This is a genomic window from Streptomyces sp. NPDC001832, assembly GCF_040297265.1.
GTDB lineage: Bacteria > Actinomycetota > Actinomycetes > Streptomycetales > Streptomycetaceae > Streptomyces.
The window spans coordinates 107,776-132,536 of record NZ_JBEOYU010000010.1 but is presented as its reverse complement, the minus strand read 5'-3'; the positions used below and the strand labels follow the sequence as shown (position 1 = coordinate 132,536).

Below are 24,761 nucleotides of genomic sequence, written 5' to 3'. Positions count from 1 at the left end.
GGAGCAGGGATCCTGGTCGTCGGGCGCGGAGGGCACCGTGCCGCTCCGGGCGTGCAGATCGGTCCCGTGGCGCACGCGGCCATCCACCATGGCGCAATGTGCGGTCGCCGTCGTCCCCCACGGCTGATCCATCGGGTGTCCTGACCGCTCGCCCTTCCGACGCGAGCCCTCAGACGCACCCTCAGACTGCTCCGGAAGGCCGGTCATCACCAAGCTCCGCCTGCACGTGCGTCACGCGACCGTGCTCCTGTGCGCCCTGCTCGTGCTGACCGACATCGAGGTCGCACGCTGACCAACGATCTTCGCCGCAGGCCGCCCACGACCAGGACGGCAGCGATCTCGCTGTCGATCCGCGCCAGTCACATCGCGTGCCATGTCGGGGTTTCGCCGACGCCGGCGCGGACCAGCAAGGCGAGGCCGGGTTCGTCGATGCCCCGGAGCCGCGCGGCCTGCCGGAAGCCCAGCGGAGGAAGCGTGAGTTTCAGATCGGCCAGTTCGCGCAGCGGTGAGGCCGCGCTGAACAGCCGGTGCATCACCGGCAGGGCGCTGCCGCTCAGCAGCAGGCGCGGGCGGTTGTCCCGGCCCGTGTCGCGCAGGCGCCGGTAGGCGCTGTGGATGATGGAGGGCAGCGCGGGACTCTGCCGTACCAGGTCGGGGAAGTCGTCGACGACCGGGACAGGCCGTCGGTCACCCAGCGCAAGCAGCGCGTCGACGGCGTTCTCCCAGCCGCGCCAGTGGCTTGGCGGCGCTGTGCCCGTGTACTGGGACAGTTCGTCGGCAAGCCGACGCAGGGACTCGACCTGAGCCGCCGACTGCGCTCCGAAGTAGAAGCCACCCAGCGCTGCAGTGAGTGCCTTCAGGAGGTACGTCTTGCCTTGCCGCAGCCGTCCCCACACCACACCGAGACCGGGTCCGGGCCGGGTGTCACCGGCGAACGCGACGAGTGCGTCCCACTCGGTGTCGCGGTCGAAAACCGCCTTCGGCTTCGCGGGACGAGAAACGCCGGACGGCGATACCACTACTCCCCTCGCTCGACGGCACTCCTGCCATCAGTACATCGATTGCTGGACGCCACGACATGAGCGGCCACGTACGGACAGCCAGCTCAGGCCCTGATGGCGCCCCCTCCGCCGCCTGCGTCCTCCCAGCCCGTTCCCGCTGTTCCAAGCCAGACCTCGCTGCGGCGGCCTGCCACGCGGCAACGTCCATGCGGGTGTCTATACGATCCGTGCGCGAGCCGGACCCGATCTGCTATGCATCTGACTTGTCGCGTCCGTCGGCCGCTGTCCCCGGGCGCCGAACGAGCCTGTCGGCCATTGATGCACACCGGCCACGCGGTGGCGGCCGATCCTACGCGACCATGTCGTCGACGGCGTAGTCGATCAACGGCCTGACGGTGACGACCCCGTCCACGCCGTTGGCGAGATGTTCGGCGATCTGGGCGGTGCTGCGGTTCCCGACCTCCCCGCGCAGGGTGACGACACCGTCGTGAACCTGGACCTGCACCTCCGTTCCGCCCAGCCGCAGCATCCCTTTCAGTACGTCGTCGCGGATCTCCTCGCGGATTTCCTCGTCCGGGCGCAGGAAGACGCGCAGCAGGTCCGAGCGGCTGACGATGCCGATGACGCGGTCGGTCTCGTCCACGACCAGCAGCCGCCTGACCCGGTGGCGGTCCATCGTCCGGGCCGCCTGGGGGACCGGCCAGTCGGCGTGAGCGGTGACCACGGGGGTGGTCATCAGCCCGGCGGCGTTCTCCGCGCGCGCCTTGGCCCTCTCGTGCGGCCACCCGGGTGGTGCTTCCTGCTCGCCGCACCTGTCGGGTTGCTCGGCCGGCTTGCGGAGCAGGTCGGCTTCGGAGACCAGTCCCATGGGGACACCACGTGTGTCGACCACGGGCACGGCGCTGATGCCATGGGTGGTCAGGACGGAGGTGATCTCTTTGAACGGGGTGTCAGGACTGATGGTGACGACATCGCGTGTCATCACTTCGCTGACGGTGCTGTGCTGGGCGACGGACATCGTGGGAGCTCCTTCCTGCGTGCGCGCGTCGCGCGAACGCCGGCTCGCGTCCCCCTGCCTTCCACTGTGCTCCTTGCGTGTCCGGCCCCTCTCGGGCCGATAGTCCCGAATGTCGGCAAAATCCAGGGGGAATGCGAGAGAACGCCACCTACCTGGCGGCGTCATCCTGCGAATCAATCTGAGGAATTCTCTGTCGTTACTGAGCGCTGTCACGGAACGTGCGCAGGATGCGTTGGGCGTGGTGGCGGTCCTCCGTGTCCAGGGCTTCCGACACGGCCTTGGGCCAGACGCTCGCGCTGTGGATGGCGTGCTCGAAGTCAGGTGACATCAATGGCGCTGCGGCGGCTTCTCTTTTCCCCGCCCAGAGCTCCATGTTAGGGCGGGCGTGGCCGGTTGGCAGCCGCATCGCCGCACGGCACCACGAGACTGCGCGTTCAGGACCACTGGGGTCTTGGGGCCTCCCCCTGAGTGGTGGACACGCTGATACTGGATCTGCCGCTGGCCGAAGAGCAGAACCTGGGGGCGGCAGCGGGCGCAACGCCGCCGATCTGCGAGGGCGTGACATCGGCACCCGGATCAACGCTGCGTGAGGTCCGGTGGCGCCCGCCGAACTGCGCTCAGACCGTGCGTCCGGGCCCGTCGCTGCACGGACCGCTTCGGCGTGTCCCGCTCAGGGCAAGGAGGTTGATCGGACGGGCACACTGGCCGTGCGAGCAGGCCCGATGAGCGCAAGTGTGGATAGTGGCATGAACGGCGCGAGGAGGCTGCCATGAAGCGATCGGCACCACAGCAGGCTCCCGAGATCCAGGTGGAGACCCAGGGGCAGATGCCGCCAGGAGCCATCGAGTACGCACAGGAGAAGGTGCGGGCGCTCACCGGCCGGACGCGCGAGCCGGTTCTGTTCGCCCGCGTCAGACTGACCCACATGGCCAACCCCGCCATGGAACGGCCAGCAATCGCCCAGGCCAATCTGGACCTCAACGGGCGTCCGGCCCGCGCGCACGTGGCCGCCACGACCGTGACCGAGGCCGTCGACCTGCTGCAGGACCGGCTCGTCGCACGGCTGGAGCACCTGGAACAGCACTGGGAGGCTCCACGCGGCAAGACACCCGTGCCGGGCCCGCACGAGTGGCGTCACGGCAGCGAGCCCACCCACCGTCCCGACTTCTTCCCGCGCCCCGCCGAGGAGCGACAGGTCGTACGGCACAAGTCCTACTCGCTGGCCTGGGAGTCGCCCGACGAGGCGGCCTTCGAACTGGAGACGATGGACTACGACTTCCACCTCTTCACCGACATCGGCACCGGCGAGGACAGCGTGCTCTACCGGTCGGGCCCGACGGGCTACCGCCTCGCCCAGGTGCATTCACACCCCGAGCTGGTCGGCCCGGCGGCCGTGCCACTGACCCTGAGCGAGCTTCCCGCTCCCCGGATGAACGTGGACGAGGCGAGACAGCGGCTGGATCTCACCGGGTTCCCGTTCGTATTCTTCGCCGACGCCACCACCGGGCGGGGAAATATCCTCTACCACCGCTACGACGGCCATTACGGCCTGATCTCTCCCGTCGGGTAGCGGCCCGTCACCTGAGAGCCGTGCCCAGGCGGGAAGCCTGGTCCCGGAGCCGGCGACGTGCCCCCTGCGTTCAGAATCGGGCCACCCCGTGAGATGCCGGGGCCATGTGGTCGGTGAACCAGTCACGGGCGAGGCGGGTGACCTGTTCCAGGGTGCCAGGTTCCTCGAAGAGGTGGGTGGCGCCGGGGACGATCGCGAGCTGGTTCTCGCACCGCAACCGGGCCTGCGCCTCGCGATTGAGGCCGAGTACGAGTCGGTCGTGGCCGCCGACGATGAGCAGGGTGGGGGCGGTCACGGCCGACAGCCGTGGTCCGGCGAGGTCGGGCCTGCCGCCGCGGGAGACGACTGCCGCGATCCGGGCGTCGGGCTCGGCGCCTGCCCAGAGCGCGGCGGCAGCGCCGGTGCTGGCGCCGAAGTAGCCGATGACCAGACCCTGTGCCTCGGGCTGCTCGCGCAGCCAGCCGGTGGCGTCCGTGAGCCGTCGGGCGAGGAGACCCGTGTCGAAGACGTTGGTCCGGTCGGTCTCCTCTTCCTCGGTGAGCAGGTCGAACAGCAGGGTGCCCAGCCCGGCCCGGTTCAGGCCGGCCGCGACGAACCGGTTGCGCGGGCTGTGTCGACTGCTGCCGCTGCCGTGCGCGAACACCACGATCCCGAGCGCGCCCTCGGGCACCGTAAGCTGTCCCCGCAGCACCAGTGGCCCCGCGCGCACATCCGCCTCTCGGTCCTCGGGCGTGGCTTGCCCGGGCGGAGCCCGGCGGGCGCTCACTGGACGGGCGAGCGCCTCCTCCAGGCAGGAGACGACCTCGTCGTCGTCGGTCTGGGAGAAGTCGGCGTAGAACTGCCCGATCGCATGGAAGTTCCACGGCGTGTGCGGGCACACCAGTTCGTCGGCGTCAGCACCCAGGCGCGCGGTCCAGTCGTGCGGTGCCACGGGGACCGCAAGCACGACCCGTGCGGCCCCGCGAGCGCGGGCGATCTGACAGGCCGCGCGTGCTGTCGAACCTGTGGCGACCCCGTCGTCGACGACCAGTACCGTGCGGCCGGCCAGGGCTGCCGGTTCCCGTCTGCCGCGGTAGCGCCGTGCACGGCTTTCGAGTACCTCCCGCTCGCGTGCCTCGACCTCGGCCAGCTCGTGCGGGGTGACACGCGCGGTGCGCACCACCTCGTCGTTGATCACGCGGATGCCGCCTTCGCCGATGGCTCCCATGCCCAGCTCTGGCTGGAACGGCACGCCCAGTTTGCGTACCAGGCAGACGTCCAGCGGTGCGCCCAGTGCCTTTGCGACCTCCGCGGCGACCGGGATCCCTCCGCGAGGCAGCCCCAGCACCACGATGTCGGCACCCTTGAACTGCTGCAGCCGGGCCGCCAGCCGTCGGCCGGCATCTCGACGATCCAGGAAGAACACGATCCGTCCTCCTCGCCCCGGGGGAACACGGCTACAACGCCGTGTACACGTGCCCCGTACTTCCATCCTCACCCCAGCGGAGAACGAATGCGCACCGCTGTGGAAGGCGCTCCTGGATCTGGGGACCCTCCCGCGTGCGGACGGTGGAGTGGAGGGGATCACGGCGTCAGTGCTGCGGACGCGATCGTGGCGTCACGGTGAACCGCCTGATCACCAGAGAACCGCCGGACGGAGCCCGAGGCGCCAACACCCTTGCCTTCAATCAATGATGACAGCCCATCATTGCATCAACGGGGCGGCCTGGCCCGGTTGCCGGCAGCGGGCATGCGGGACACCGACGACACCCATGTCGTCGAGGTAAAACCATCCGGCCTCAAGCGCGACGGCATCGAAATCAGCGAGCGGGAACTGCGCATCACCGGGGAGCACAAGGAACTGGGACGCGACGAGGCCAATAGACTCTCGGCGACGGCGCGCTGGCCGTCACCGTGTCCAAGGCGCAGTCCGCCAAGCCCCGGCACGCCTGCGGCAGCAGGCCGGGCCGCAGTATCAGCCGAACAGACGGCGCACCCGGATCGTGTCGATGCGCCTCCAGCCGAGCTTGGGCAGTAGCAACCACCCAAGCTCGTCACTGCGGCCCCTGCTGCCGCCCGCCCCTGCGACGGCCGTGCGTCGCACCGCCCGGCGCCGTGGCAGCGTGGCGCCGCATACAGGCCGCCGCGAGGAGCTGTTCCCGCTCCCTGCGGCGTGCCTGGTCACTGCCTTTCCCGGTGCGGCTGCCCGAACGAGGTCTCGTGTGCCGGATGGGTCTCGATCACGCATCCGGGGCCGGGAAAGATCTCTGTCTCGTGACCGTCTTCGTAGCGCACCCGGTAGGGTGGTTCGCCGTTTTCGCCGAGCACTTTCACGACGGTGACATGGTGTTCGGGAGATCCCACGGTTCTGCTGGTGAACCGCAGCACGTCACCTTCATGCGCCTTCATCGTGGCTCACCTCGCTCCCTGCTGCCGTCTTTCCCTGTCTTCGTTCAGGATGACTCTGGCGGGTGGCTCGCGCAGAAGGGCCGTTCGGGTACCTCCGGCGGACTGTCGGGCCCGTGACCAGGTCGGTGCCGGACGCGCCCCGCGGCTCGTGCGGTGGGCGGGCGCTGCCTTCCTGGAACCTCTCTACAAGCAGCCCGGTCCTTTCGCGTCCGTCTACCTGGACACGTCCCGCGACGCCGCCATCGAGGATCCCGGGCGGCGGGCACCGTGGGCAGCGACACCGACGTTCCCGGCACTCACGGTCAGGCCGTGTTCACCGCCCACGGACGCCTGGCCCTGCTGGACGAACTGCCCGCACCACCCGCACGGGACACCGCGCACTTCGGTGCGCTACCGGACACCATGCCGCTGATCGTCCAGCACGCGCCCGGGATCCCGTACCTGGCAGTGCACGTACATTACGGTGACCGTCACTCCACGGACGCCACCGGCACCGTACGGATCGAAGCCGAGGCGGGCACATGGCCGCTGACCGAGGTCACGCCAGGCCACCGCCTGGACGAGGAGATCCCGGTGGCCGCCTGGCCCCGCGCCGCCGGAGAGGTCGGCCGGGAGCTGGAAGGTCACGCACGGCGCATCGATGTCGAGACGGTGGTCGACTTCGAGGAGCAGGCCCGCATCGGTCTCGCCAGGGCGATCGTCAATGCCATCGGCCTCGACCGGCCGGTGCGTGTCACCGCGTGCGTCATGGAAGGCAACCCCGCGCGTGTTCTGCTGGACGCCGCCCAAGGGGCGGATCTGCTGGTCGTGGGCAACCGGGGGGCACGGCGACTTCACCGAGGTGCTGCTGGGATCGGTCGGCCAGCACTGTGTCCAGCACTCACCGTGTCCCGGCGTTGTCATCCGCGACGCCAAGGGCCGGTGAACCGTTCTGCGGTCCGGACCTCTCCGTCGAGCAGGAGCAGTTCGCCGTGCACCCAGTGCCCCCGACCGTGTCGGTTCCGTCAGCCGGCGAGACAGGGGGCCGGTCCGGCCGACCACCAGCCGGCGGACGCCAGGCGATGAGGCGGGATGAACGCTGAAGCCGGTGGGGCCGCCGTGGTGGAACTCGATCCGGAGGAGCGCCTGGACCTGCTGTTGCGGGATCTGCGCAGTACGCGGGAGGGGCTGTCCTCGCGTGAGGCGGCTCGGCGGCTGGTGCGCTACGGGGCGCACGAGTTGCGGCGGCGTGGCGGCAGGCGCTGGCCGGGCGAGTTGGCCCGGCAGGTCACCCACCCGCTGGCGCTGCTGTTGTGGGTGGCCGCGCTGCTGGCGTGGTGGGCGGGGATCGTGGCGGTGGCGGTGGCCATCGTGGTGGTGATCGTGGTGAACGCGGCGTTCGCCTTCGTACAGGAGATGCAGGCCGAACGGGCCGTGGAAACGCTGGCCGCCTACCTGCCGGCGCATGCGACCGTGGTGCGGGATGGGCACGTCCAGCAGGTCGAGGCGGTCACCCTGGTGCCCGGCGACGTGTTGGTGATCGAGGAGGGGGACCGTATCTCGGCCGACGCACGGCTGATCGAGGGCGGGATCGAGGTCGATCTGTCGCCACTGACCGGTGAGGCGATGCCCGCCTACCGTGCGGCCGACCGGGTCGACGTCCATGTCCCGCTGCTGTCGGCGCGCGACCTCGTCTTCAGCGGCACCACGTGCACCGAGGGCGAGGCCAGAGCGGTGGTCTTCGCGACCGGCATGCACACCGAACTCGGGCGTATCGCGGCGCTCTCCGAGCGTGTCGAACGGGAGATCAGCCCGCTGGAGGCGCAGGTCCGGCGGGTGGCGTGGCTGATCGCGGTGATCGCGGTGGTCATGGGGGTGGCGTTCCTGCCACTGGCCATGTTCGCGGCGAAGCTGCCGTTCCACGACGCGGTCGTCTTCGCCGTCGGCCTGCTGGTCGGCAACGTGCCCGAGGGACTGCTGCCGGTGATCACGCTGGCCCTGGCGCTGGGCGTGCGGGAGCTGGTGCGGCGTGGAGCGGTCGTCAAACGCCTCAGCGCGGTGGAGACGCTCGGTTCCACGGACGTGATCTGCACCGACAAGACCGGCACCCTCACCGAGAACCGTATGCAGGTCACCGCCGTGTGGACCGCCGCGGGTCAGCAGGGGCTCGCCGACACCGCCACCACCGAGGGACCGCCCGAGGACGAGGCGTTGTGTGCTCTCGCGACGGTGGTGGCTTGGTGCAACAACGCGCAGCTGGACACTCCCGGCGGCCCGGTGGGTGATCCCACCGAACTGGCACTGCTGACAGCGGCCGCGGATCTGGGTTGCGGTGTCGGCACCGACGAGCGGGATGCCGGGCGCCGCCGCCAGTCCCACTTCGACCCCGTACGCAAACTGATGTCGACGATCGACCAGCGCGACGACGACGGACTCTGGATCGATGTCAAGGGAGCTCCCGAGGCGCTCCTGCCGCTGTGCACCACCATCAGACAGGTCGACGGCACGATCGGCCCGCTCACCGAGCAACAGCGCCTTACGATCGCCGGACAGGTGGACACATTCGCCCGCTAGGGGCTCCGTGTCCTGGCCGCGGCCGAGCGGCACCTGGCCATCGGCGCCCAACTGCCGCAGAGCCGCGAGGAGGCCGAAGACCGGCTGGTCTTCCTGGGGCTGGTGGCGATGGCCGATCCGCCCCGCCCCGAGGTGGCCGACGCGGTCGCCCGCTGCCACAGCGCCGGCATCCGCATCATCGTGGTCACCGGCGACCACGCCCTGACCGCAACCGCGATCGCCGGCCAGGTCGGCATCGGCGGCCCCAAGCCGAAGGTGGTCACCGGCGACGTACTCGACCACACGCCCGAACACGAACTCGACCAGCTTCTGCGCCACCACCGGGAGCTGATCTTCGCCCGCACCTCCCCGGAGGCAAAGCTGCGGATCGCCGACGCGCTGCGCTCCGAAGGCCACGTCGTGGCCATGACCGGCGACGGCGTCAACGACGCACCCGCCCTGCGGCGGGCCGACATTGGGGTCGCATGGGCCGCTCCGGCACCGACGTAGCCCGCGAGGCGGCCACCATGGTGCTCACCGACGACAACTTCGCCACCATCGTCGCCGCGGTGCACGCGGGCCGCCGCGTCTACGACAACATCCGCAAGTTCATCTGCTACATCTTCGCCCACACCACCCCGGAGGTCGCCCCCTTCCTGGTCTACGCCCTGGCCGGCGGCGCCGTCCCGCTGCCGCTCACCGTGCTGCAACTCCTCGTCTTCGACGTCGGCACCGAGACCCTCCCCGCACTCGCCCTGGGCCGGGAGAAGGCCGAGCCCGGACTGATGGACCGCCCTCCCCGCCCCCGCTCCGAAGGCGTCATCCGGGGCCCGATGCTGCTGCGCGCCTGGCTCTTCCTCGGTGTCATCTGCGCCGCCTTGCAGCTGACCGGCTTCTTCGCCGTTCTCTGGCACGCCGACTGGCACCCCGGAGCCCGTGCTGCTATGGGGCATCGCCTTCGAACTCACCCTCGCTGCCGTCTTCATCTACACCCCGCCCCTCCAGGCCCTCCTGGGCACCGCCGCTCTCACCCCACGCATGCTTGCCCTCGTCATCCCCTTCCCCTTCATCGTCTGGGGCGCCGACGAACTACGGCGCTGGCTGCTACGACGCCGACGGACTATCCCGGCGAGGTAGCGGTCCGCAGGCCGGTGACGAGAACGCTGTTCAGCATGTCGGCCCGGACGATAGTGGGACCCGACGTGAAGGGCCGTTCGGCCCCTGTCGTCGCGTACGCCGCGCGCGCATGATGACCGTACGACCCGGCCGCGCCAAAGCACGGCGCTCCAGATTGGGCCGCGAGGAGGAATCTGGGAGGTGGTCGCCGTGAGCACGGCTCCCTGGCGCCAGTCACGCAGGTGCTCGATATCCGTTCTGGACCTGCCGTGCGCGGAGCGCACTGTCGGCGTGGATGCAGCCCTGAAGCTGCCGAATGTGATGATGCTAGTGGTCGAGGACACTGGCGCCCAGATCGCACACGAAGACTGGCAGCACCATGAACCAACGCGCTGGCACCCGCAGGCTCGCCGTTGCTGGCGTTCCGAGGGCCGGCTCCTGCGAGCCAAGAAGACCCGTTTGAAGAAACTGGCTGCCCAGTGCCTGGACGCCCCGGACTGAGCACGGCTCCGAGAAGCGGTAGCGCATTGCGGCACGTCCACAAGCCACAGTTGAGGGATAGGGCCCTCCTGGGGGTGGCGCGCATCCTGCGTTGCGTCCGGGAAGGGGGTTCACCAGAGTCAGCGAGGTGGGGCCCCGGCAACTCCTCGTTGAGGCCCGGGTGTTGGATTGCCGCGAGGGTACCGGCCTCTTCTCGCACCACGACTGTCAACGACGCCCAGGAATCCCAGTGGTCACGGCAACGGCGCGGGCCCTCGCGTCGTGGGGGAAATAGCACCTCGACTCGATTGGAAAATTGACGATTTGTCAGCTCGGCCCCGTAGTGCGGAATTGCACCGGAACTCCGGCTGGGGCCGCGCCTGGGTGTTACTCCCGCTGCTCCTCCCGGCCTGCGTCCTCACGGTGTTTCTGGGCGAGTGGCTCCTGGAAAGTGGCGCCGCCCTGCCGGCCACCGGGAAGGGGCGAGCAGGAAGGACGCCCATGACGCGGTCGTGGAGATCTTGGCATCTTGCCATGATGAGGTGGGAGGGAAAGTCTCGATATGAGTCGATTCTGGCAGCAGGGATGGGTCTCGGCTGAGAGGAACGGCATGCTTGACAGAGTCCAGGACGTGCCCCCCGGGGTCGACGCCGTGAAGGCGATCGGCACGGTGTCGAAGGACGACTACAAAGCGGTGATCGAGCCGCTCGTCGACGACGCACGCAGGAAAGGCCGCCGCATCCGGCTCTTGTGGGAGTGCGGCCCGGAATTCCGGTCGTTCACCCCAGCGGCCGGGTGGGAGGACCTCAAGGTGGGGACCGGCGCCATGCGCCTGTTCGAAGGGTGCGCCGTCGTCAGCGACATCGGCTGGATCCGGCAGTCGATCCGGCTCGCGAGCTTCCTGATGCCCTGTCCGGTACGCGTCTTCGGCGGCCAGGATCGCGAAGAGGCCCTGCGCTGGCTCGTCTCACTGCCCGAAGGGCCCGGCGCGTCCCACCAACTCCTGTCCGAGTCCAAGGTTCTCGTGGTCGAGGTCGAACAGCCCTTGCGCGCACAGGACTTCGACGCGCTGGCACAGACCGCCGACAGCTGGCTCGAAACCCACGACGAACTGGCCGGTGTCGTGGTGCACGCTCGAGCCTTTCCGGGATGGGAGAACATCGGAAGCCTGCTCCAGCATGTGCGTTTCGTCCGTGACCATCATCGCAAGGTCAGGAGGATTGCATTGGCGGCCGACAGTAAGCTCGCGGGCCTCGTGCCTCACTTCGCGAACCACTTCGTCCAAGCCGAAGTACGGCAGTTCGGATACGGAGAACTCGACGACGCCGTCGCCTGGGCCTCGAGCCCGCCCGACCGTAACCCTGCCGGTGCGGGGTTGAGTTGGCAGCCCCCTCCGCCCAGGCGCTACGTCCAAGGGCCGCGCATCGAGCCGTAAGGGATTCCGCATCCCGGCGTTCTTGAGTGAAGTTTGAAGCGGATGCCAGCCGCCAACGGTGCCCGAGCGGCCATGCGGCGCAGGCAGGTGCCGGTCGAGATGCGCAGGCGCTAGCGGGCAAGGAGTAGATCATGCCCGTTGACGGACAGTGGTACAACGAGTTCGGTTCGCAAATGAACCTCGAGTCGGACCTGGAGGGTACCGTCACCGGAAGGTACGTCACCGCCGTGGGACACACGCCGGGGACGTACGTCCTCACTGGACGCCATGACGGACCGATGAGCCCGGGGAACGGCATCGCTGTCGGCTGGACGGTCGCCTGGCGCAACGAGCATGGCAACGTGGGCTCCGTCACGAGTTGGAGCGGCCAATTCTTTGCCAACCCAGACCGTATCTTCACTGCCTGGCTACTGACCCGCTCCGCCACGGCGGAGGCGTGGGAGTCCACTGTGGTCGGGCAAGATGTGTTCACTCGGCAGAAGCCGACCAGCGAGGACGTCGATCGCGCTCTTCACGGTGGCCGGCCGGTCTCGCACCCGATGCCGTCCTGAAGGTCGATACCCGCGAGTGCGTCCAGCAGCCACGTCCGGACCGGTCACCGGGAACGTCGGGAGTGGTACAGAGGATCGGCCAGGAGAGTCGCGACTCATCAAGTCCGCAGGCACCGTGAGGCCCTTGTCACGGCGTCACGCACAGGGACACCAGCAAGCAACACCCTCGCCGTGGCGACCCCGGAGATCGCCCGCAGCAGACGAGGTTGTCCGGCTCGGAAGTAGCGTAGGAGCGTCCGGGAAATACCGGCGACCCTCGGCTGGGCGGCTGTCTACCGGGGGTCCGGCGTCCGGCTCTCAGCGAGCACTGTGTCTCTTCCCCGGGGGGGCCGGTCGGTCCGGCCGGTGACGTCGGGAAACCCCTATGCGATGGAGTTGGCGGACCGGCGACGGGAAGCGGAGCAGGAGAGTCGAAGCGTCCTGCCGGAGCATCGACCACACCTTCGGGACGGCGTTGGCAACCTCGAAGCACATGTTGCGGTGGCTGAGGACGCAGCCACTGGGCTGGTCGTGCCGCCCGTCCGGCAGAACCCCTGTACGCACCACGGCGACAGCTCGTTCCGGTCCCTGTCGTGGCCGCCTACTTTCTCGCGAGGACCTGCCGTAGGACCGGACTCGGGCTCCAAGGCCCGGGCACCTTACCCGACCAGCGACTTCAGCTCCTCCAAAGCGTCGTGCAGGTAGTCGGCGATGTGCCAGACGTCAGGAACCATCGCGCGGTCGACCACGATCCCCATACCGAGCTCGCCCTTGTAGGAGAACGCAGTGATGTTCAGGCCGCCGCCGGCATCATTGATCAGGGACACCGGGTACTGAGCGAGGACCGCTCGGCCGCACATGTACAGCGGGATCTGCGGGCCGGGGACGTTCGAGACGGTCAGATTCACCGCCGGGCACCCCCGGGCCAGCAGGCCAAAGAGCGCGCGATCAGCCAGACCGGTCAACGCGGCAGGCACGCTCTCGCAGAGCCCCTGCAACCACTGAGCCGGGGCCAGATCGAAGCGCTCCTTGATCTTCTGCATCGCCTCGTGGGTGGCCTGCAGCCGCTCGCGCGGGTCGGCGATCTGGGTCCCCAGCGAGGTGAGCATCACAGTGATCCGATTACCGGTCTCCCCTACGCCCTTCCTGCGCAGCGCGAACGGCACGCAGGCCACAAGCGGCTCCTCGGGCAGTGCGTCGTGGCCGATCAGCCACCGCCGTACGGCCGTCGCGGCAAGGTCAACGACCACGTCGTTGACCGTCACGCCGAAGGCGTTCTTGATGCTTTTCACCTCGTCCAGCGGAAGATCCGTGAAGGCGAAGCGCCGGTGGCGGGAGATCGGTCCGTTGAAGGGCGTCCACGGCACGGCCAGGCTCGGCAGCTCCGGAGCCCCCTCAAGCCCAGCGAGGCGGCGGGTCACCGACCGGACCGCCTTCGACACCGGGACCGCCCCCGGTAGCCGGGAGACCAGCGGAATCTCATCGAGATACGGCACTGTCTCAACGACGGACCGCGTCAGGCGCGCGGGATGGGCGACCATCCCCGCCACGGACCTCGCCAGGACCTCAGCCGTGGGCGGGACGCGATCAGGCTGCGCACGCGGGCCGGGTCGCTGACGCTGCGGGCTCGGCTCCCGATTCATGAAAGCGTTCAGCAGCACCGCCCCGCCCACGCCGTCGACCGCCGCGTGATGCGCCTTGACGTACACCGCTGTACGCCTGCCGTGCAGCCCGCCGATCACGTACACCTCCCACAGCGGATAGCAGCGGTCCAGGCGCTGCTCGTGCAGCCAAGCGACCTGCTCGGCCAACTGATGGTCGTTGCCAGGTCGCGGCAGGGCCAGCTCGCGTACGTGATAGCCCAGGTCCACGGACTCGTCCTCCACCCAGTACGGGCGGTCCAGGCCCAACGGCACCGTCATGAGCCTCTGCCGTAGCACGGGGGTGACCGCGCAGCGCTCCTCCACCAGCTCGACCAAGTCGTCCCGGGAGAACTGCCCGTCGACGATCGACAAGCCTCCGATGTTGGCGACATTAGTGTCGCTCTCGTAACCGAGGAACTGCGCATCAAGCGCGCTCAATTGCCGCACGACACCCTCCTTGCCCCGCTGGCTGACATCCCGTCGCACCGCTGCACGCTGTGCCGGGAGCTACACACAGGTCGTTGTTTGTGACTGCTCACCCCTTGATCTCGATGTGGCGCCTTGATATCGATGTGGCGGTCTTGGGGTCTGCGCCTCGGGTACGGTCACCGTCAGGACCTCGTGAAGGAGGGACGGCTGGCCTCTTCGGCTTTCACTTCCGTGGACAGCAACGCCCGATACTGCGGATCACGTCTGCCACACTGCTGCATTCGGGTCACCTCCATCCTGGCCCGACCCCCCGCAATTCGCCTACCGGGGCGTCGCACCTGCGCCACCCTGGCCGACATCCGAGAAGACGGCTGCCCCATCTGGTCGGTCTACGAAGGCGGACGTACCTGGGAACAGTGAGCGCCGAGCCGGACAGCGAGCGCCCAAATGTGGGGCGTGCAGAGCAGCCACGAAGCCCACCAGACCTCCTTGAAGCACCACCTCGCCTGTGGCGTCCTGCTGCCCCGCGCAGGTCCGCGAGCGGGTCGGCGGGGTTGCGGTGGCGGCGGGCCCACTCCGCGCGGTTCTCGGCGGTCGTGCCGAGCCGAAGCTGGGCAGGGTTGGTGCAGCCGTGGGAGTCGCAGCGGTGGCAGAGGACCGGGTTCTCGACGCCGGACCATCCGAGGTGGGGATTACCCCGTGGGCCAGCCGGAAGGCAAAGAGATGGGCCGGGACGGTGCCGCGGCGTGAGGGGCCCGGTAGGCTCGCGGCGCGAAAGGAACCATGCGCCAGCCACGGCCAGCACAAGCGTTCGGAGCGACGGTACTGTTTCGCCTCGAACCTGGCGATAATGATCTGCGATGCCCTGGGATTTCGTGTGAGTGGCGAGCCCGCAGACAAGCACCCCCACACGAACGAGGCGGAAACGACACCCTTCGATCACCCGGCCACGTCCTCGCTCCGTCCATCCTCGCCCAGGAAAGCCCGATTTGGTCCCCGACACGGTGCCGAACAGGTGTCATTAGGGCAAGGCCGTGAACTTACGGACTGATCGTTGGCGTCGAGATGTTGATGCTGAGGGTGGTCGTGTAGGTGCGTCGGTCGACCTTGAGGCTCTTGTACGCGTATCGGGACAGGGGTCGTTTCACTGCGCGGGGGCTGATGCGGAGGCGGCGGGTGGGCATGAGCTGGTCCAGGACGGCTCGGCCGATCGTTCCGACGAGGTCGATCACGGTGTCGGCGATGATGCCCGCGGCCTGAATGATCTGATCGCGGGCGCATCGGAGCGCAACACTGAAACTGCCCCGGTCCGGGTCCACTCCGGGTGTGGTCCCGGTGGCGTCGGCGATTGCGATCCGCAGGACCTGGTAGGCACTCAGCAGCGAGTAGACCTCCTGAGCGATGCCGGCCCAGGTCTTCGAGCGCAGGACCCGTCGGCCCAGCATCGACTTCTTGATCGCGAAGTAGGCGGACTCCACTTCCCATCGCTCGTGATACAGGCTGACCAGGTCGGATGCCGGGTATCGGTGGTGGTCAAGGAGGTTGGTGGCCAGTCGGTAGAGCCCGGTCTGACGGCCCTGGCTGGTGGTGATGGTGATCTCGCACTCGATGATGCGGACCTCGGTGCCGCCGAAGCGGGAGAGGTAGGAGCCGTCGTCGAAGCGGGCCAGGACCGGGGGTTTGCGGGCGGCCGAGACGCGAGCCAGGAAGGCAGCCTCGGTGGCGGCGACAGCGGCCAGGAACGTATTGCTGGAGAAGCCCCGGTCGAGCAGGACGATCATTCCGGCGTGAAGGGAGCGCGTCAGTCGCTTGCCGTAGACGGTCTCGCCGCTGGACCGGGGCCCGAAGGCGGCGTCCAGGACCGCCCGGGTGCCGCAGGCCACCAGCGCGGTCGGGCAGATCTGCGGGTAGCCGGAGGCTGCGTACTGGTTGGTGCCCTTGCCCAGGCGGGCCCGGTGCAGCGGGCTGTCGGGGACATCAAGGTAGGTGCCGTCGATCGCGACGGTCAGTAAGCCCTTGAAACGGGCGCCGACGGTACGGATCGCTGTGGCCGGCCCGCGCAGCAGGTCGAACAGGGCCCGCATGGGGCGGACACCGAGACGGGTCCGGGCGTCCCAGAGCGCCGTTCCGGTCACCTTCGCGACTGGTATCGCCTCCAGCGCGGCGGTGAGCTTGCGCCAGACGGCCAGGTAGCCGCAGTCCTCGAACAGGGCTGCGGCCAGCAGCAGGTAGACCACCACCCGGGCGGGGATCTTCCGCAGTCGTTGCTGGACGGCACCGGTCTCGATGAGGGCCGAATCGACCATCTCGAACGGGACGATCTGGGTGAGTTCCCCCAGGTGTCCGGGGGCGAACAGGCCCTTGGCTACCGTGATTTCACGCGTGATGACACACTGATCGGACAGCGGAGCCTCCGGTGCTGTGAACGGCTGTCTTGGTCGACTGCCAGTTCTACCGGGGCTCCGCTTCTCACGTCAGGACTCGCCGCAGATCAGAGCGAACTTGCCAACGCCCCCCAGAACCGTAACTTCACGGCCTTGCGCTAAAGCCGTCGCGGGCGACGCGCGAAAGATCCGCGCGACGGGGGCGTCATGCGGCTACACGTGTGCGGTGCGCGGGAGCCATGTGGTCGGTGAGCCGGCTCCGCGGCGGCCCACGGGGCGGCGGCAGCCCCCCCGGTACTGGCGCCCAAGTACCAGATGGCGAGCCCCTCGGTCTCGGTCTGTGCCCGCAGCCAGCCGGTGGCCTGCCGGGTGCGCCGGGCAGCCGCTCGCACCGCCCCCAAGGCCCAGGAGGCCAAGCCGCGGTACATCGAGATCACCCAGGCCTGAACCGCAGCAAGGCAAGGTGACGGGGTGGTTGGCGTCGCCCGCCCCGTCATATGGGCGGCAAGGCCGCCACCGTCGTCATCCGGCCTGGTCCCGTACTGCCCTCGGCAGTCGAGCCGTCGGGGACGGAACCCGTCCCCCCGCAACCCCAAATGTGGCAAATTAGGGAAGTTTGGATACTCCTCCTGCGTTGTCGTGTCCGGGAAGCTGGTGACAGCGTCGGCCGATGGACACGTGAGGAGAGGCGGCTGGAAATGACGTCGCAGGTGGCGGGGGACCCCAGGCATCCGGACGCGCCGCGTTCAGCTCCCGGTCGGCGCCGGGGGCTGGTACTCGGTGCCGGCGGAAGCCTCGGCGCCGCGTGGACGATCGGCGCGCTGTGCGCGCTGGAGGACGCCTACGGATGGGATCCGCGCACCGCAGACGTGATCCTGGGCACCTCCGCGGGTGCCATCGTGGGCTCGATGCTGGCGCTCGGGGCGCGTCCACGTGACCTGCGCGACCACCAGCGGGGCGAGGCGGTGCAGTCCGGCCCATTCGACCAGGTCCACGTGGACTACGACACGTGGGTCGGCGGCGCACTGCCGCACCTCCCCAGGCCGGGAATCGGGTCGGTCAAACTGCTGGGGAGCCTGGCCAGGCACCCGCACCGGATGCCCTTCACGACCCTACTCGCCGCCTGCGCACCGCCGGGGCGGGGAAGCCTCAGCGGCGTGCACGACCTGTTCCGTCAGCTTGGGATGACTGACCGCTGGTCTGCCAACACGGCGCTGCGCGTGGTCGCGGTCGACCTCGACAGCGGTACGCGCGTGCTGTTCGGGACAACGGACGCCCCGCGCACCGGCCTGGCCTCCGCAGTGACGGCTTCCTGTGCCCTGCCCGCCTGGTTCGAGCCCGTGCCGATCAACGGGCGACGGTACGTGGACGGTTGCGCCTGGTCGGACACCAACCTCGACCTGCTGGCCGGGGAGGAACTGGACGAGGTGTTCGTTCTGGCACCGACCTCCGCCCGCCGAATGGACCACCCGCGCGGTATCCTCGCCAGAGTCGAGCGCCGCCTGCGCGGAATCGCGACGCGGCGCCTGCTGCACGAAGCCCAACTCGTACGGGAGGCAGGCACTCGGGTTCGGCTGATCGTTCCCGGACCAAAGGATCTGGCAGCCATGGGCGCGAATCTGATGGACCCGCAACAGCGACTGAACGTTCTGGAGACCTCGCTGCAAACGACCGCCGCAGCCTTGCGCAGGCCCTGCCCGCAGCAGAGAGGCACACCGGCCGAGCCAGGCACAGCGGGCCGACCCGCAGGCTTACAGAGCAGAGTTCCACGCAGCCGGCCACGACCAATGACCGGGCCACGATCAGGCGGCTTTGAGGTCAACTGAGCTGCCGGGTTTCGTATCACCGGGCATCGATGGCTAAGCCGAGGCTAAGTCGCCGCTGGCCACCCACCGGAAGCGGGCCACCATCATCACGTCGTCGACGCTCTCCTGCACGAACCCGTCCACGATGCCAAGACCGCCCGGGCGTTCCCGCAGCACCACATAGCCCGGCTCCTGATCATCCGCGATCTGCTGGTAGTCCCCCGAGTCGGGGCAACCCGAGAACTCGTACAGCCAGTGGCCCATGCCTGCCATCCTGCCGGGAACGACGAGCACCCCAGTGATCAGGCGCGAAGGCGGTGGAGTGGATCCGCCCGAAGGGATCAGAGGCACTGCTGATCACGCAAGTGGGCGGCCCGGGGTCCTGGAGCTGTCGGCTGGCCCGATTCGCGGGCCGTCACGGATACCCGCAGCATGGAGATGACCCGATTGCCGTCGCTTCGCGGAGGTGAACCCGATGACTCTGCCCGTACACCGCAGGCCCGGCCGTCTCATGGAACGGCCGTTCCCCTCTCTGGGCTGGGGGGAACCGACCGCCGCCGAGTTCGATGCCCTCTTCGAGCGGATGAGCCGTTTTCTCCGAGCCCTCCGCAGGGGCGTGGTCGCCCCTGGCCGACCTGCATGAGACGGACGACGCCTACGTGGTCGAGGCGGAACTGCCCGGGATCGAGCGCGAGGACATCGACGTCGAGATCAGCGACCGGGAGTTGCGCATCACCGGTGAGTACAAAGAATGCGAGCGCGAGGGCGTCCTGCGCCACAGCACGCGGCGCGCTGGGCATTTCGTGTACCGGGCGCTGCTGCCAGCGGACCTCAAAGCCGAAAAGGTCGCCGCAGCGCTGTCCGACCGGATCCTGACCGTCACCGTGCTCAAAGCGCAAGCGGCCAAGCCGCACCATGTCGAGATCGCTCAAGTCTGAGGCATGTATGGCGGTGGGGGCGGTTCCCAGCTCCCACCGCCTGGAAAGGGACCGTCCGTTTCCAGGAGAACTCGGTGGCACCGGGCTGTGGTAAGGCCGACCGGGCCCCTGTCCGGTCCGGGTGTCACCGACCGTCGGCACCTGGAAGGGTGCGGAGGAGCGCTGCTGGCGCCGAACCTTGGAGCGATTCATGGCGGGTGTCTACGCACTCATCGATCCCGACGGACGGCTGGAGTTCCGCGACGGCGTCCCGGACCGGATGCTGGGAAACTCAGACCCGCAGCACGGGGCCCCCGTGGCCTTCACCATTCAGCGCGCCGCATGGGGCGGCAACGGCCTGCAGGGCCACATCGGCAACGTCTCCTGTTTGGCCGGCGCGTATCCGCCGAACCACATCGCCACTGGTGTCGTGACCGCCCTGGGCGGCCCGCAGGATTACATCTTCGGCAACCTGACCATCTGCGGCAGCCAGAGCTTTTCCGTCAGCGGGGAACCATACTTTCTGTGCGCCCTCACCGAAGCACAGCAGGATCTCATTGGTGATGTCCACACCGCAGTCTTGAAAAGAGCCGTCGACGGTCCGTAGCCGAGTGGCAGCAACTGTGCACGGCCTTGCCGGTAGGTGTCCACCGAGGGCCGCCGATGTCACATCAGGCTTTGAGGGGATCTTTCGCGCGCGCCCGGGTGCTGGCGAGGCGGTCGACACCTCACGATGCCAACGTGTCAAGCGGCGGCGGCGAGTTCGGTGGGGAACGCGGTGTGTTCGTCGACCAGCCTTCGGTGCTGGAGGCAGTGGTAGAGCTGTCCGACTCATGCGGTTGAAGAGGTTGCGCTGGGCGGCTACGCGCCAGTCGCCGTGCTCGCGTCGTCGGCGGTAGTGGGCGTTGGCTCCGGCAGACGCTCGGAGTGAGGGGAAGCCGCAGAGGTATCCGGCGTGGTTGAGCCGGTCGTTCTTCACCCATCGCCTGGTGATGGCCGACATTTTTTACCGGAGGCCCTGGTAACGGGCGAGGAACCCGCGTACGCCTTCAAACCGCGGGCGTCGGCGAGCGGGTGTGGTCGTCCCCGACCTCAGCCAGGATCCGGGCGGCGTGCTGGATGCCGAGCCCGGGGAAGCTCAACAGGATCTCGGCGTCCGGATGCTGAGGGAACGCCTCTTCCATAGCCGTCGCCAGGTCATTGGCAGGGGTGCAGGCGGTTTCCAACTGTACGAAGAGGGCAAGCATCTGCTTGCCGAGTGCGTCCTCGACCAGCAGCGGCTGGTGGTCCCACTCGGCCCGGAAGACGTCGCGGATCGGCTTCCGCTTGCGCGGCGCGGCCCTGAATAGCACTCCTGGGAAATCGCGCCCGCGGTCCGAGTACCGGACCACTGTGGCGGCGCCGATGCGCTTCCGTCTGCTGAGGGCTGCGGCGGGCCGACTGCTCAGTGCGGTCCGGGCTTGAGCATCGGCCCCGCCGTAGTCCCGCAGTCCGCAACCTTCAGCTCATCACGCAACCTTCCGGCCTCAACTGGGTTCTGTCCGCGAGCACGTCACCGCGACGACCGTCACCGAGGCCCTCGGCCTGCCCCAGGACCGGCTCGCACAACGGTTCGCCCGGCTGGTGGAGCACTGGGAGGAGGTCGCCGCGGCACATGGCCGCAGCCGGGGCCGTAGCGCTGCCTGTGGTGAAAGGACGACCACGTGGTCGGTGTGGTCACGACGGAGACCTGGTCGTGCGGGTGATGGCCCTGCTCTCACCTCACCTGCGGGTCGACATGGCCATGCAATTCCCCGAAATTCACGTCGGCGCCCTCCCAGTTCAGGCGGGGTGGTGTCGACCGTCATCGACACCCGGTGTCGACTCCCACGTACAAAGCCAGGCGGAACTGCGTTCGGCCCTTCGACTGGTGGCCGCCGACCGCGGCCTTACACCCCACGCCGGTGTCCGGCAGTGGGGGACCGGGGCCGGGCGGCCGGGCCACGGTCACAGACCGCCGCGCCGCCCGGGGGCGGTATTCATCAGCCATGTCACCGTGCGGCTGACGTCCGAGAGCGAGACGATTCCGACGAGCCTGCCGTGATCCATGACCAGGACCCGGTGTTCGGCGCCCGGTTCCATGCGCGGCAGCAGATCCGCGAGCGGCGCGTCCGGCTCCACGACGGTGGTCTGCGTCAGCGGCACCATCACCTCGCTCACCGTCACCGCATGGGCCTCGGCCTGTGGCACCTTTCTGGCGCTGTCGAGGGTCACCAGCCCGACCGGCGCCCCGTCGTCGGTCACCGGGAACGCCGAATGCCGGTAGCGGTAGCGCGAACCGGTGAGGAAGCCGACGACCGTGGTGTCGGCGGAAACCGTGAGAGGTTTGAGCGTCATGGCGTCCCGCACCGGGACGCCGGCGAGCACGCCGCGCAGCTGGGCCTGCCGTCCCTCGGCGGTGGCGGCCGCGATGAGGAACCAGCCGATCAGTGCCGGCCAAAGACCGCCGAACGCGCCGGTCCTCATGAACGCGATCAGTCCGAACACCACGAGCAGCCACCCGAAGACCCGCCCCGCCGCAGCCGCGCCGGCTGTCGCCCGCAGCCGGTCTCCCGTGCGCCACCACAAAAACGCGCGCAGCAGCCTGCCCCCGTCGAGAGGTGCGGCGGGCACCGCGTTGAAGACCGCGAGCAGCACATTGATGCCTGCCAGCCACGCCACCATCTCCACCACGATCCCGGACACGGACGCAAACCTTCATCTTCCACACAGCATCACTTCTAGAAGTTGCCTACGACCAACTCCCTTTCATGTTCAGGACACAAGAACAGCACAAACGCATCTGGCCCTCTGCGAACCCGCAGAGGGCCAGACCCATATCCACCACAACAACAGAACCGGTCAAAGCGACAAAGTGTCGCTTTGACCGGCTCTATTTGGTCGGTTGACCCTGGTGTCCGAGGGGGGACTTGAACCCCCACGCCCGATAAAGGGCACTAGCACCTCAAGCTAGCGCGTCTGCCATTCCGCCACCCGGACCCGGTGGTCGGCCCCGGTTTCCCGCGGCGACATAGAAAACAATACCAGGGGTTCGGGGTGCCTCTCACCTGCGTTTCCGGTGGTCAGTGCGGCAATGCGGACGAGCTCATTCAATCCGGCGCGCTTTGCCCACCTTGCGTACACTCCGTCGCCGAGTGCATACGCATGGGTGCACCAGTTCCCTGATCTCGTGCAGGAGGTGCGTGACGGGGACAGCCGGGTTGTCGGACCGGCGCCGGCGCAGGTGGTCGCGGTAGGGGTGGGCCGGTAGCGGGGGCAATGCGATCCGCGGGCCTTCCACCGTTGCCAGCGGTCGCTGACCGGAAAACTCCACGGTGAGACGGGTACGGCGAGGTAGCCCCTGGTCGGTGACGTCGAGGGGCTGCTTGCGGGTGCTTCGGCGGGTTCGGTCAGGCGGTGGCCGGGGTGAGGGTGACGTCGTGGCCGAGGGCGGCGAGCTGGCGGACGAGGTCGCGGGTCTTGCGGGTGGGGTCGAGGTTGCGGGTGTGGAAGTCGGTTCCGAGGTCGCGGTAGCGGGCGGTGGGGTCGCTCATGAGGTGCCACACGGCGACCAGGATGGAGCGGGCGACAGCGACCAGGGCTTTCATGTGGCCGCGGCGTTTGACGATCCGGCGGTAGCGGGCGCCGAGGAAGGTATTGGTGCGGGCGGCGGAGATTGCCGCTTCACCGAGCGCGCCGCGGAGCCAGGGGTTGCCCTTGCCGGTGGGTCCGGAGGTGTTCTTGCCGCCGGACTGGATGGTGCGTGGGGAGAGTTTCGCCCAGGACACCAGGTGCCCGGCGGTGGGGAAGATGCTCATGTCCAGGCCGGTCTCGGCGAGGATCACCTGCGCGGTGCCCGGTCCGATGCCGGGGATTTCGTCGAGGCGTTCGGTGTCGGTGATCGGTGATCGGTGATCGGTATGAGGGTGCCCTGTCCGGGGCCCTCGTCGCCCTCGGTGGTGGACAGCTCGGCCAGGCGCAGGGTGATGCGGGCGGTGAGCTTGTCGATCTGCACGGTGAGGTAGTCGACGGTGTCCAGCAGCATCCGGCACATGAACCCGTGATGCTCCTCGAACCGGCCGGTCAACGATTCGGCCAGGGTGGCGTGGCTGGCCTTGATGGTGCCGTGGGCCAGATCCGCGAGGGCTTTCGGGCTGCGTTCACCGGCGATCAGCGCTTCGAGCATGGCACGTCCCGAGACGCCGAAGATGTCGGAGATCACGGTGGAGAGTTTGATCTGGGCGTCTTCGAGGAGTTTCTCGGTTCGCTGCTTGTGGCGGGTGCGCTCGTGTGTCATCACCGCGCGGGCCCGGATGAGATCGCGGAGTTCGCGGATGGGTTTCGGGGGTACGAAGGAGGCCTGAGCATGCCGCGTTCGGTGAGCTTGGCCAGCCAGACCGCGTCCAGACGGTCGGTCTTGGGCCGGCCGGGGACGTTCTTCACGTCACGCGCGTTGACCAGCCAGCACTCCAGCCCGCGGGATTCGAGGAGGAAGAAGTACGGCTTCCAGTATGTCGAGGTCGCTTCCATCACCACCCGGGTGACGCCCTGGCAGATCAGGTGGTCGGCCAGTTCCAGGATCGCGCCGGATGTCGCGACGGTGTTGAAGACCCGCTGGACGCGTTTGCCGGGCTCGTCCTCGTGCGGTACCCGCACGCAAACCATCCTGGACGCCTTGGCGATATCGATCGCGGCGACGCGTTCCACCAACTCGGCGGCCTGCTCGATCTCCTCGACGTCCTCACGGTCCTCGGCCTCGGCCATGGACAGCTCCCCCTCAGTTCTCGTGTCCGCGAACAGAACGGTGCCTGCCCGTGGGACCGCTGGGGGAGCGAGAATCTGACCGGCGTGCTCGAAGGCAACAGTGCGTGGCCCCTCTGCGGTCCCGGCGCCAGACTGACCTACGGGCTCAACGTCCCAACGAGACATCGGGGTCGGCGGGCAGGCGCCGCGATCATGTTTTCACGCCAGCAAGGCGTACCCGAAAAGGGATCAGGGGGACTGACCTGCACCGCGTCAGGCAGGGCCCGGCGGATCGCCTCGGCGTAGGTGGCCGAACCGTCCCGCACACGGCTTCGATCCCTTTCTTCCCTCGCAGCCATGCCTCCGATGTAGCGGCTTCGCGGTCGGGCAGGACATCAATGCGCTCGCCTTTTTTCGGCGTCGATGATGATCGTGGCATAGCGGTGACGATGGCGCAGGGCGAAGTCATCGACCCCGATCAACCGCGGGATCCGCACCGCCGGCGGGGCGATTCCCCGCAGCACCCGCAGGGCGGTGGCGAACGAGATGGGCACGGCCAGTATCCGGGTGAGCCGGGCGGCCGCCCGGCCGCCCAACTCCTTGACCACCCCCGAGACCTGGCTGGTCAGACGCGTAATGCGGCGCTGAAGGCGCTCGATCAGCCCAGGGACCTGCTCGCGGAAGGTCTGTCGCCGGCAGTCCAGGACCGGGCAGACCGGCCGTCGCAGGTGTTCACCTGCCGAGTAGCCGGG

Annotated in this window: 20 protein-coding genes, 1 tRNA gene and 4 pseudogenes; 12 read left to right on the top strand and 13 right to left on the bottom strand. The window is 68.6% G+C overall.

Features of this window, described 5'->3' with window-relative positions:
* Positions 1-359: 359 nt before the first annotated feature.
* From ABT115_RS11420 to ABT115_RS11410, 3 genes are all read right to left on the bottom strand, one after another.
* Positions 360-1,019 (bottom strand): AAA family ATPase, encoded by a 660-nt coding sequence (locus tag ABT115_RS11420; protein WP_351786948.1) that lies wholly within the window; start codon positions 1,017-1,019, stop codon positions 360-362.
* 331 nt (positions 1,020-1,350) lie between these two features.
* Positions 1,351-2,019, bottom strand: a complete 669-nt coding sequence (locus ABT115_RS11415; RefSeq protein WP_351786945.1) for a CBS domain-containing protein — start codon at positions 2,017-2,019, stop codon at positions 1,351-1,353.
* Positions 2,020-2,215: 196 nt separating this feature from the next.
* The gene (locus ABT115_RS11410; RefSeq protein WP_351786943.1) at positions 2,216-2,347 is read right to left on the bottom strand and encodes a hypothetical protein; all 132 of its coding nucleotides are present in this window, start codon (positions 2,345-2,347) and stop codon (positions 2,216-2,218) included.
* 441 nt (positions 2,348-2,788) lie between these two features.
* On the opposite strand from ABT115_RS11410, the gene ABT115_RS11405 reads away from it, so the two are divergent.
* Positions 2,789-3,589, top strand: a complete 801-nt coding sequence (locus tag ABT115_RS11405; RefSeq protein ID WP_351786940.1) for a sigma 54 modulation/S30EA ribosomal C-terminal domain-containing protein — start codon at positions 2,789-2,791, stop codon at positions 3,587-3,589.
* 70 nt (positions 3,590-3,659) lie between these two features.
* On the opposite strand, the gene ABT115_RS11400 is transcribed toward ABT115_RS11405, so the two are convergent.
* A complete protein-coding gene (locus ABT115_RS11400) occupies positions 3,660-4,994 on the bottom strand; it encodes a phosphoribosyltransferase family protein (protein ID WP_351786937.1) in 1,335 nt (444 codons plus the stop codon).
* A gap of 324 nt (positions 4,995-5,318) precedes the next feature.
* Here ABT115_RS11400 and ABT115_RS11395 point away from each other — a divergent pair, with 324 nt between their 5' ends.
* Positions 5,319-5,606 (top strand): hypothetical protein, encoded by a 288-nt coding sequence (locus tag ABT115_RS11395; RefSeq protein ID WP_351786934.1) that lies wholly within the window; start codon positions 5,319-5,321, stop codon positions 5,604-5,606.
* 143 nt (positions 5,607-5,749) lie between these two features.
* Here the strand turns inward: ABT115_RS11395 and ABT115_RS11390 are convergent, their stop codons facing one another.
* The gene (locus ABT115_RS11390; protein WP_351786932.1) at positions 5,750-5,977 is read right to left on the bottom strand and encodes a DUF1918 domain-containing protein; all 228 of its coding nucleotides are present in this window, start codon (positions 5,975-5,977) and stop codon (positions 5,750-5,752) included.
* Positions 5,978-6,286: 309 nt separating this feature from the next.
* Here ABT115_RS11390 and ABT115_RS11385 point away from each other — a divergent pair, with 309 nt between their 5' ends.
* The 6 genes and pseudogenes from ABT115_RS11385 to ABT115_RS11355 all read left to right on the top strand — a co-directional run bounded on the left by ABT115_RS11385 (position 6,287) and on the right by ABT115_RS11355 (position 12,091).
* A complete protein-coding gene (locus ABT115_RS11385; RefSeq protein WP_351786929.1) occupies positions 6,287-7,042 on the top strand; it encodes a hypothetical protein in 756 nt (251 codons plus the stop codon).
* Between the two features lie 6 nt (positions 7,043-7,048).
* Positions 7,049-9,019 (top strand): annotated as a pseudogene (locus ABT115_RS11380) (cation-translocating P-type ATPase).
* Positions 8,995-9,759, top strand: a complete 765-nt coding sequence (locus ABT115_RS11370; RefSeq protein ID WP_502969069.1) for a cation transporting ATPase C-terminal domain-containing protein — start codon at positions 8,995-8,997, stop codon at positions 9,757-9,759. Before ABT115_RS11380 ends, ABT115_RS11370 begins: the two are co-directional and overlap by 25 nt.
* A 76-nt stretch (positions 9,760-9,835) precedes the next feature.
* Positions 9,836-10,126, top strand: a complete 291-nt coding sequence (locus ABT115_RS11365) for a hypothetical protein (protein ID WP_351786923.1) — start codon at positions 9,836-9,838, stop codon at positions 10,124-10,126.
* A gap of 589 nt (positions 10,127-10,715) precedes the next feature.
* Positions 10,716-11,540, top strand: a complete 825-nt coding sequence (locus tag ABT115_RS11360; RefSeq protein WP_351786920.1) for a SpoIIAA family protein — start codon at positions 10,716-10,718, stop codon at positions 11,538-11,540.
* A 131-nt stretch (positions 11,541-11,671) separates the two neighbouring features.
* Positions 11,672-12,091: an avidin/streptavidin family protein gene (locus ABT115_RS11355; protein WP_351786917.1), complete on the top strand. Its 420-nt coding sequence runs from the start codon at positions 11,672-11,674 to the stop codon at positions 12,089-12,091.
* A gap of 638 nt (positions 12,092-12,729) precedes the next feature.
* On the opposite strand, the gene ABT115_RS11350 is transcribed toward ABT115_RS11355, so the two are convergent.
* Positions 12,730-14,160, bottom strand: a complete 1,431-nt coding sequence (locus tag ABT115_RS11350) for a WS/DGAT/MGAT family O-acyltransferase (RefSeq protein WP_351786914.1) — start codon at positions 14,158-14,160, stop codon at positions 12,730-12,732.
* A 1,022-nt stretch (positions 14,161-15,182) separates the two neighbouring features.
* Positions 15,183-16,481: an IS4 family transposase gene (locus tag ABT115_RS11345; protein ID WP_351787105.1), complete on the bottom strand. Its 1,299-nt coding sequence runs from the start codon at positions 16,479-16,481 to the stop codon at positions 15,183-15,185.
* Positions 16,482-16,841: 360 nt separating this feature from the next.
* Here ABT115_RS11345 and ABT115_RS11340 point away from each other — a divergent pair, with 360 nt between their 5' ends.
* Together ABT115_RS11340 and ABT115_RS11335 are read left to right on the top strand one after the other, a co-directional pair.
* On the top strand, positions 16,842-16,973 hold the full coding sequence (locus tag ABT115_RS11340; RefSeq protein WP_351786911.1) for a hypothetical protein: 132 nt from the start codon (positions 16,842-16,844) through the stop codon (positions 16,971-16,973).
* Positions 16,974-17,224: 251 nt separating this feature from the next.
* Positions 17,225-18,352, top strand: a complete 1,128-nt coding sequence (locus ABT115_RS11335; RefSeq protein ID WP_351786908.1) for a patatin-like phospholipase family protein — start codon at positions 17,225-17,227, stop codon at positions 18,350-18,352.
* Positions 18,353-18,385: 33 nt separating this feature from the next.
* Here ABT115_RS11335 and ABT115_RS11330 read toward each other — a convergent pair whose 3' ends face one another.
* Positions 18,386-18,595, bottom strand: a complete 210-nt coding sequence (locus tag ABT115_RS11330; RefSeq protein ID WP_351786905.1) for a hypothetical protein — start codon at positions 18,593-18,595, stop codon at positions 18,386-18,388.
* Between the two features lie 395 nt (positions 18,596-18,990).
* Here ABT115_RS11330 and ABT115_RS11325 point away from each other — a divergent pair, with 395 nt between their 5' ends.
* Together ABT115_RS11325 and ABT115_RS11320 are read left to right on the top strand one after the other, a co-directional pair.
* Positions 18,991-19,269, top strand: a complete 279-nt coding sequence (locus ABT115_RS11325) for an Hsp20/alpha crystallin family protein (protein WP_351786903.1) — start codon at positions 18,991-18,993, stop codon at positions 19,267-19,269.
* A gap of 190 nt (positions 19,270-19,459) precedes the next feature.
* Positions 19,460-19,855, top strand: coding sequence for a hypothetical protein (locus ABT115_RS11320; RefSeq protein WP_351786900.1), 396 nt, complete (start codon positions 19,460-19,462; stop codon positions 19,853-19,855).
* Positions 19,856-19,992: 137 nt separating this feature from the next.
* Here the strand turns inward: ABT115_RS11320 and ABT115_RS11315 are convergent.
* From ABT115_RS11315 to ABT115_RS11295, 5 genes and pseudogenes are all read right to left on the bottom strand, one after another.
* Positions 19,993-20,564 (bottom strand): annotated as a pseudogene (locus ABT115_RS11315) (transposase); the annotation flags it as partial.
* 670 nt (positions 20,565-21,234) lie between these two features.
* Entirely contained in the window at positions 21,235-21,972 is a 738-nt protein-coding gene (locus ABT115_RS11310) for a CBS domain-containing protein (RefSeq protein WP_351786897.1), read from the bottom strand.
* Positions 21,973-22,178: 206 nt separating this feature from the next.
* A tRNA-Leu gene (locus ABT115_RS11305) sits at positions 22,179-22,266 on the bottom strand.
* Positions 22,267-22,676: 410 nt separating this feature from the next.
* Positions 22,677-24,030, bottom strand: a pseudogene (locus tag ABT115_RS11300) (IS110 family RNA-guided transposase).
* Positions 24,031-24,266: 236 nt separating this feature from the next.
* Positions 24,267-24,737: pseudogene (locus tag ABT115_RS11295) on the bottom strand (transposase); the annotation flags it as partial.
* Between the last annotated feature and the right edge of the window lie 24 nt (positions 24,738-24,761).

Bases quoted from the DNA above. Each gene is read 5' to 3' on its own strand.
- ABT115_RS11415 (WP_351786945.1), bottom strand. From the start codon at position 2,019: ATGTCCGTCGCCCAGCACAGCACCGTCAGCGAAGTGATGACACGCGAT.
- ABT115_RS11410 (WP_351786943.1), bottom strand. From the start codon at position 2,347: ATGTCACCTGACTTCGAGCACGCCATCCACAGCGCGAGCGTCTGGCCC.
- ABT115_RS11405 (WP_351786940.1), top strand. From the start codon at position 2,789: ATGAAGCGATCGGCACCACAGCAGGCTCCCGAGATCCAGGTGGAGACC.
- ABT115_RS11395 (WP_351786934.1), top strand. From the start codon at position 5,319: ATGCGGGACACCGACGACACCCATGTCGTCGAGGTAAAACCATCCGGC.
- ABT115_RS11390 (WP_351786932.1), bottom strand. From the start codon at position 5,977: ATGAAGGCGCATGAAGGTGACGTGCTGCGGTTCACCAGCAGAACCGTG.
- ABT115_RS11370 (WP_502969069.1), top strand. From the start codon at position 8,995: ATGGGCCGCTCCGGCACCGACGTAGCCCGCGAGGCGGCCACCATGGTG.
- ABT115_RS11360 (WP_351786920.1), top strand. From the start codon at position 10,716: ATGCTTGACAGAGTCCAGGACGTGCCCCCCGGGGTCGACGCCGTGAAG.
- ABT115_RS11355 (WP_351786917.1), top strand. From the start codon at position 11,672: ATGCCCGTTGACGGACAGTGGTACAACGAGTTCGGTTCGCAAATGAAC.
- ABT115_RS11340 (WP_351786911.1), top strand. From the start codon at position 16,842: ATGGCGAGCCCCTCGGTCTCGGTCTGTGCCCGCAGCCAGCCGGTGGCC.
- ABT115_RS11335 (WP_351786908.1), top strand. From the start codon at position 17,225: ATGACGTCGCAGGTGGCGGGGGACCCCAGGCATCCGGACGCGCCGCGT.
- ABT115_RS11330 (WP_351786905.1), bottom strand. From the start codon at position 18,595: ATGGGCCACTGGCTGTACGAGTTCTCGGGTTGCCCCGACTCGGGGGAC.
- ABT115_RS11320 (WP_351786900.1), top strand. From the start codon at position 19,460: ATGGCGGGTGTCTACGCACTCATCGATCCCGACGGACGGCTGGAGTTC.